The sequence below is a fragment of the Rhizobium leguminosarum genome (genome assembly GCF_004123835.1).
GTDB lineage: Bacteria > Pseudomonadota > Alphaproteobacteria > Rhizobiales > Rhizobiaceae > Rhizobium > Rhizobium leguminosarum_M.
On sequence record NZ_MZMU01000005.1, the window covers coordinates 1 to 1,079 of the forward strand.

Sequence of the window (1,079 nt, forward strand, 5' to 3'; positions counted from 1 at the left end):
ATTGCCTAATGTTGTCTAATCGCGCCAAGTCGAACTAACGCATACCCCGCACCGCCAATTTGAATCAAAAGGTCTGCTCTCATTTCCCTGTCGGTGACGACCTTGATTTTGGTCCATTTGTCAATCTTGGTATCGAGCGGTAGAGGCAAGCCTTCTTGCAGCAAGAGGGTAAGCTCAGGTGCTCTTTCCGACTTATAGATGCAAATCCTCATCGCACGGCACCCTAACTGCACAGATTTGTGACAGTTATATTGCAGTGCGTTATCAATTATTGCAATGCCGCAAAATCCTTCTCCGCAAATGTGCCGAGGTATGTTTCCGTCCTGCTGTGCATACGCCGCCGCTTCTTCCAGTTATGAGCCTGAGATAATGGTCGAACACTCAGCTTCCAGCACTCCGCAAGCAGGTATCGTACACCAACTCGCCGTCCACGCATCTGGCGCTGTTATTGCGCCTGGCGAGGCAATCATGCAGATCGTCCCGAATCGCGATGCGCTTGTCGCCGAGGACAAGCTCATGCCGACGGACATCGAGCAGGTCACCACAGGACAAGCGGTGCATCTTAGGTTTTCTGCGTTCAGCCAGCAGAACACGCCTGAATTGAACGGTGTCGTGACAGGTGTTGCGGCGGATCTTACATCTGACCAACGCTCGGGTCTCAGCTATTATGTCGTGCGCGCCAAGGTGTTGGATGGCGAATGGGAGAGGTTGGGGCAAGTTACACCTGTCCCCGGCATGCCGATAGAAGCTTTAATTCAGACCGGGGAGCGAACGGCACTAGCTTACTGACGAAGCCATTCGTGGATGAAGTCGCTCGAGCATTCAAGAGGAATGATATATACCGCGGCAAAGCTTGATGTGTCTGAAACCTGCTTTCAGCGATGATCCGCGGCAGGCGCGACGATCGCTTCATGGCCGTTTGGGCGTCACATGTTGGCTCGTTACCCGAAAGATATAGGTTTACGAGATGCAATTCAAATAGTTAGTCCCTAAAGGCATGCCACGCGCTCAAACGGGTGATTTGTCAGAGCTCGAAAAGATCTGATAGTAGCGCCGGCGGTTCGACTCCTTTCAAGGCG

The 1,079-nt window shown here is 52.5% G+C and carries 1 pseudogene; it reads left to right on the plus strand.

Annotated features, from left to right (window positions below):
• Positions 1–396: 396 nt before the first annotated feature.
• Positions 397–857, plus strand: a pseudogene (locus B5P46_RS12330) (HlyD family efflux transporter periplasmic adaptor subunit); the annotation flags it as partial.
• Positions 858–1,079 lie beyond the last annotated feature (222 nt).